This window comes from Bacillus haikouensis (assembly GCF_013179555.1).
Lineage (GTDB): Bacteria > Bacillota > Bacilli > Bacillales > Bacillaceae_B > Rossellomorea > Rossellomorea haikouensis_A.
In genome coordinates, this window is sequence record NZ_JABMCR010000260.1 from 1 (window position 1) to 5,666 (window position 5,666).

The window sequence follows — 5,666 nt, forward strand, 5'->3', positions numbered from 1 at the left end:
AGGCAGATAAATACGGACTGTATAACCTTTTTTCACTAAGTCTGACTGCAATTGATTCCGCATTCCATAAAGCATTTGAAACTCGAAGCGGTCATTCGGGATATTGTGTTCTTTCACTAAACCGATCGTGTAATCGATCATCGCTTCATCATGGCTGGCTATTGCAGTATAATGGCCGTTCAAGAGCTGCTTTTTGATGAGACGCTTCAGATTCTCGTCTACCCTTTGCTTTTCTGGGAAAGCCACTTTACTGGATTCTTTATATGCACCCTTCACAAGCCTCAAATAAGGAGCGAACTCATAAAGACCATCGATATCCTCTTCTGATCGGTAGAGATAGGATTGGACCACCGTCCCCAAATTGTCGTATTCCCGCCGAAGTGTTTTATAAACCTCAAGGATGGTATGACACCTGGATGAATCTTCCATATCGATGGTTACCGTGATTCCACTCTCCTTTGCCTTGGAAAGAATTAATCTCATGTGTTCCATGATAAGGTCATGACTGATATCCAGTCCCAAGGATGTCAGTTTCACAGAAACTTCAGTGTCCAGCTGGTGATAAGCGATCGCATGTATACTTTGAATACATTGTTGAACATTTTCCTTCGCCAACTCTGCGGAATTGACGAATTCACCAAGGTGATCGACTGTAACCTGGAACCCCTCCTCGTTCAACTGAGTAATCAATGGAATGGCTTGTGAAAAGGTTTCTCCACCTACAATCTTGTTTGCCCCAAACCTTGACCCCCACCGTTTGGCCATTCGATCAAATGCCTTATTGTGGGAAAGATATAAGAAAAAGCGCTTACTTATGGCTTCCAAGATTACCACACCTCCTTATATTGACTCTTCCCTGCAACCCAGGGGGATTAAACGAAGAATTATTTTTTCTATTTCTTCTGTTAAGTGAATTATATCGATAATGCCCGACGCGAAACAACGTGCTCCCACCACAATAATTCCGGTGCGGATTTATGGTCTAAACACAAAAGAGGCAGAATTATCCCCTGACTAACCCGCCATTTACATAGAATTTACCAAATTAATACGAGGAGATATATAAGCAATGTCGAATAATTTACCTTACATCCAATTAGGAGATGAATTTAATGAAAAATGTAGTTTGGGGCTTTTTATTATGGATTTCAGCGACATTGCTTTTCCGTTTTTTCGGACATATGTTTTTAATACCAGGGAATATGATGTTGCTGCTCATCACATTTATTCTGACAATACCTTTGATTGCACTAGCTGCGTATCCTTATTATTATTTAAGGAAGATCCCTGAATCGAAACGTCTGCTGTCATCAGTCCAAATTGCTCTCCCGGGAATGATTTTGGATATATTTAGTGTTCTATATTTTAATAATTTGTTTACGAACTTACATAGTGATTCATTACCTCTCTTCGCTGCCTGGTTGCTGTGGGCGTACAGCTTACTATTAATTTCAGGTTTTTCGATAAAGATTAGATCCAACTAATGATATTAAAATTAGGTTTTTTCAATATATGTTGAATCAAAAGCAACCTCTATTTAGACGTTCTCTTTTTCACTTCCCTATAAATTGAAGGGGCAATAGCTTGAGTTCAGTTGGCTAATCTTCGGTTTATTCTGGCTAAAATCAGACTTACCAAACGAATGAGTTGTCCTTATCCCTTTCGCTTTACACTTTTTAATACGACTTTGCTATGGGGAATACTTGGTATGCTCACCATGCTGTAACTTAGGTCCTGGTCAGGAACTTCATAGTCCATTCGGTTGGCAAGAAAATCGAGACTTACTTTCATAACTTCAAGGGTGACCCATTCTCCAGCACAGCGGTGACCCATCAGGTAATCACCGCCGCCCTGCGGAATAAAGCTAAAAGGGCTGCCCTCCCAATCGGCAAACCGTGCAGGACTGAATAAATCAGGGTTTTCCCATATTTCAGGGTCATGATTGGTGCCATAAAGGTCCAGTAACGATAAAGTTCCTTCTTCAAATTTATAGCCGTTCCAGATGAAATCTTTTTTTACCAGCGCTGCAACAAACGGAAAAAATGGATAAAATCGGCGGACTTCCTGTACAAACATCTGAGCATACATGTTATCGCCGGATTTCAGTTTCTCCTTTTCTTTCGGATTATGATGCAATGCCAGCGCAGTGAAATTGATGAATATAGCGATCGCCACAATCGGTCTCAAGATATTGATGACTTCTACTGAAGCTGTGTCCGCAGTCAATAAATTCCCTTCTACATCACGATGCCAGGCAAATCTATGCAAAGCTGTATCTTCTGGAGGATTTATTTCACCATTACGCACCTTATCAACCAATTCACCAATCCAACTTTCCACTTTATTCCGTGCCCTTCTCCCCTGCCAATGGTTTGGACCTACTGCGGCTGGAGACTCGAACATCGCTGCCAGGTGTTTTGTCATTTCTTTCACAACTTCTTCTTCCAATGGGACACCTGCCCACTGACAAGCTGTTCTGCACATGATTTCCTTTACTTCTTCATAAAGAAGTACTTGGTCCATGTGCTCCCATTTATTCAGAGCTGTCTCCCATTGTTTCATTGTAATGTCTGTCAGACTTTGAATTCCCTCTGGAGACATGAGGGACATAAACATTTTCTTCCGATGGTTGTGCTCTCGTCCATCCAGCGCCTGTACGCCATTCTTCCCGAATAATGTTTCATCCGCCCTGTTCGGCGCAGCATCTTTCCTTTTAAATTTCTCATTGTCATAAAAAACCTCTGCAGCACCTTTTCCTGACATGCAGATCGCTTTCTTTCCAAGCAATCTAGTCTCAAAAACATCAGACTGAAAACTTTTTCGTCTGTTCAAAACGTACAAATATCCTTCTCTCATAAGGCTCAAGCTATGATCTATTCCTTCTTCCCGCGGCATTTGATTACTATTTTCCTTCATATGATTCATCTCCATTTAATTAGTGATGATATTTATATTACTTTCCCTTACTACTCTCAAAAAAACTTGAATCTGTTCTATTTTTATACCGGTTATAAGTTAGAGAACTTTTACTTGCTCCTTTGTTAAATCTAAAACAGCTCCATTAAGGTTTGTGAGAGCTTTTTCTAGTATGTACAAGAGAGAAAAACTGTATAAAAAACACTAAAAAGTACCCCTCTCTGACTAGTTGACTAAAACTGATCAGGGTGGGGTACTTTTTAGCTGTCATCACACAAGGGTTTAAGTGGAGAAGTCAGGGCAGCCATAAAGGCGCTTTTTGCCGTTTTGGATGGCAGGACTTATGTCTCGAGCCTCTAGCCGCCGGAGCTGGACAAGTCTCACCTAACACGCTTCTCCCGCAGGAGTCTTCGTCTTGCATTCCAATCAATCGCTGGAACCGGTTTTGAATATGGATAAGTTTACACAATTTCACCTTGAGAGGTTTGTAGAATAGTTTCTATATGCTTGGTATAAAAGACTGATCTCGAACTACAACCGTTTCTGGAACAAATCGAATTAAAATGTTGCTATCACCTAAACCTTTGAACCTGGGGTCCCAACTTTCTTCATTTGAGCCAAGATATCGTGCAAGTAAACGAGTGGCAACTTCTTTATCAAAAGGTTCTACTGTTGCACGTCCTCTAAACCCTGCATGTAATACCTTTCCCGTAGTATGATCAAGATCTACGATACCGATAGCACACTCAGGATTTTTTACTACCCTCCCCGGAAAGCTGTCTGAAGAAGGAGTTCCAATAATCCAAATACACTTATTATCCCAGTAAAACCAAACAGGCGATTCCCTTGGTCCTTCCTGCGATATAGTTGAGAGATGAGCAAATAAAGGTTTTTTTAGAAATTCATCCAAGTTAAAGCTTCTGTTTCCTCTGATTATTTTCAAATGGATACATCCTTTCACTATAAACGTACAGAAATCTTCAATAATGACTAATGTTCCAAACTTATTTTTGTTTTAGTGACCTGTTTCATTCTAAAAAGGTCAGCTAAATAGAAGGGTGTTCACTTTTATCCTCCGAAAACGTTCACTTAATCAAGTAATGTTTTTCATACTTTGGTTCCTATTAGAATATCTTTTAGCTCATCAACGTTCCCTGCTATATTAGTAGGGTTTGACTGTCTTAATTCATCATATGAGCCATATCCATATGTCACTCCAATAGAAGCTATTCCAGTATTACTTGCCCCGATAATATCGTGCTTTCTGTCACCAATCATAACAAAGTCACTGAGTTTATATTTTTTATAATTATCTACAATAAATTGAATGATTTCTGTTTTCGCCGCTCTAGTTCCATCAAGATTACTTCCTGCAACAAGTTCAAAATACTTCTCAATCTCGAAATGCTTTAAAATCTGCTCAGCAAACACAGTAGGTTTTGAAGTTGCAACAATTAACGTAAATTGCTGTTCTTTCAATAATTTTAATAATGATGGAATATTCGGATACAACTCATTCTCATACATTCCTTTATCCTTAAATCTTTCCCTATACAAATCTATCGCCTTTTGGGTATCTATTTCATTAAAATTAAATTGATCTTGAAATGAAACCTGTAATGGCGGTCCTATAAAACATTCCAGTTTGTCAACATCAGGCTCATCAATCCCCATTCGATGTAACGCATATTGTACCGATTTAGTTATTCCAACCTTTGGATCTGAAAGGGTTCCATCTAAATCAAATAATATTACTTTAAAAGAGTCTATTTTAATTCCCTCCTAATTTAATATAAAATGTGACTTTCACCAGATGAATAATTTATTCTATTGTTCAATATCCCCCTCGATGTACATATATCCTCATAACTTCTTCCTTATTTTAGCATATATTTTCATAAAGAATGCTGATCTTGCAATCGACCTCGCTCCATGGATCAAATACGTTCTCCTTTATACACCAAATGCAAAAATACAGAGTTAATTCTAAAAGAATAATTTGAGAAGATATTTTAAGTAATCATACCTATTAAGTGGGTATTCAGACGTAAACGCTCCAAGACCGTCATTTGTCCCCTCTATCTATACTAGTAGAATGATCATAGGTCTATTGCAATGACAGGTAGGTGAATGAATGAATTTCACAGAATACAACTTAGGCGACAAAGTTTTATATAAAGACGAAGAGTATAAAATCTTCTGGATTTATGGGAATGGATATATTGAAATTTCCAAGGACGTCTATAGAACTGAGCTTGTTCATATTAACGACGTTACGTTTCTCTAACCTTACTTAATGTCTATTGATCGATGAGGACATAGCATTACCTTGCAATAGACCTGCCTTGATTATTAGTCCATCGTAAACAAAAATACTATTAATATCCTTTTATTATAGAAGTGTAAATGTACATGTTATAATAGTTTCATATATAAAAGGGGGTCATTTTATGGATACCGGGATTGATAAATCTAAAATTATGAATATTTCTGAGAGCATACTGGCACTAAAGAATATTCCAGCGGCAACAGAGATTACAAATACAAATAAATATAACTCGAAGCAGAGTGAGGAAGTCTTGCAAAGTTGGCGTGAGGAGCTTATCGAACTTTTCGCGTTTTCATTCACTAATAAAGATACTACTAACGAATCAGATGTCGAAAGCTGGGGTGAAGAAACGATAAATTCATTAATCAAGATAGATTTTTCTCTTGATAATGCTATCAATGTAATTAAACACTATCGTACT

General features: G+C 38.1%; 6 protein-coding genes and 1 pseudogene. 3 read left to right on the plus strand and 4 right to left on the minus strand.

What is annotated here, in order from left to right; genetic code table 11:
* Positions 1–834, minus strand: an 834-nt coding sequence (locus HP456_RS19015) for a proline dehydrogenase family protein (protein WP_312857794.1), incomplete at its 3' end; no start/stop codon positions are given.
* A 278-nt stretch (positions 835–1,112) separates the two neighbouring features.
* Here HP456_RS19015 and HP456_RS19020 point away from each other — a divergent pair.
* A complete protein-coding gene (locus HP456_RS19020) occupies positions 1,113–1,484 on the plus strand; it encodes a DUF5367 family protein (protein WP_172254014.1) in 372 nt (123 codons plus the stop codon).
* Between the two features lie 169 nt (positions 1,485–1,653).
* On the opposite strand, the gene cypC is transcribed toward HP456_RS19020, so the two are convergent.
* The 3 genes from cypC to HP456_RS19035 form a co-directional block, all read right to left on the minus strand.
* A complete protein-coding gene (gene cypC, locus HP456_RS19025) occupies positions 1,654–2,916 on the minus strand; it encodes a CYP152 family fatty-acid peroxygenase CypC (protein WP_246289266.1) in 1,263 nt (420 codons plus the stop codon).
* A 499-nt stretch (positions 2,917–3,415) separates the two neighbouring features.
* Positions 3,416–3,859 (minus strand): pyridoxamine 5'-phosphate oxidase family protein, encoded by a 444-nt coding sequence (locus HP456_RS19030; RefSeq protein WP_172254018.1) that lies wholly within the window; start codon positions 3,857–3,859, stop codon positions 3,416–3,418.
* Between the two features lie 164 nt (positions 3,860–4,023).
* Positions 4,024–4,686, minus strand: a complete 663-nt coding sequence (locus HP456_RS19035; protein WP_172254024.1) for an HAD family hydrolase — start codon at positions 4,684–4,686, stop codon at positions 4,024–4,026.
* Positions 4,687–5,050: 364 nt separating this feature from the next.
* Here HP456_RS19035 and HP456_RS19040 point away from each other — a divergent pair, with 364 nt between their 5' ends.
* Entirely contained in the window at positions 5,051–5,203 is a 153-nt protein-coding gene (locus tag HP456_RS19040) for a hypothetical protein (protein WP_172254020.1), read from the plus strand.
* 163 nt (positions 5,204–5,366) lie between these two features.
* Positions 5,367–5,666 (plus strand): annotated as a pseudogene (locus tag HP456_RS19045) (hypothetical protein); the annotation flags it as partial.